Genomic DNA, 389 nt, shown 5'->3' with positions numbered 1-389 from the left:
TATTCGGTGAGCGGCCTTTACGCGGCTGTCATTGTCGGGACTCCGGATCGCGAACAACCCGCACAGGAACACGAAAACAAAGACGCTGAAGAAGGCCAGCTCGTCACTGATGCGCTGGAGAACTATACTCCGGAACAGGCTTCGGCAGAAGCAGACCAAGCCGCCAAGAACGCATTTGCATTCTAGGCTACGGTTGAAATTCCGGACGAGACGCAGACCGCTGACTCGGCAGCTGCTGCTATCCTCGTTCAGCGCCTTGGCATCAGCCCGGAAGAAGCACAGGTACTCGCTCAGGATGAGGCGGTTGTTGCCGCTGTCTTGCGCGCAGGCCGCCCGCGTGGCGATACCAACGTGTTTGCGGCCATCGATGATGCAGGGCTGTTCAAGAT

The 389-nt window shown here is 58.4% G+C and carries 1 protein-coding gene; it reads left to right on the top strand.

What is annotated here, in order from left to right; genetic code table 11:
• Positions 1–186 (top strand): hypothetical protein (locus AC1RPN_RS08540; protein WP_481763766.1); only part of this gene is annotated, 186 nt, incomplete at its 5' end.
• Positions 187–389: the final 203 nt, after the last annotated feature.

The organism is Dellaglioa sp. CoH-57-MRSF-20 (assembly GCF_056781955.1).
Note: the sequence above shows the minus strand (reverse complement) of the source record. Positions and strands in the feature narration are given on the sequence as shown.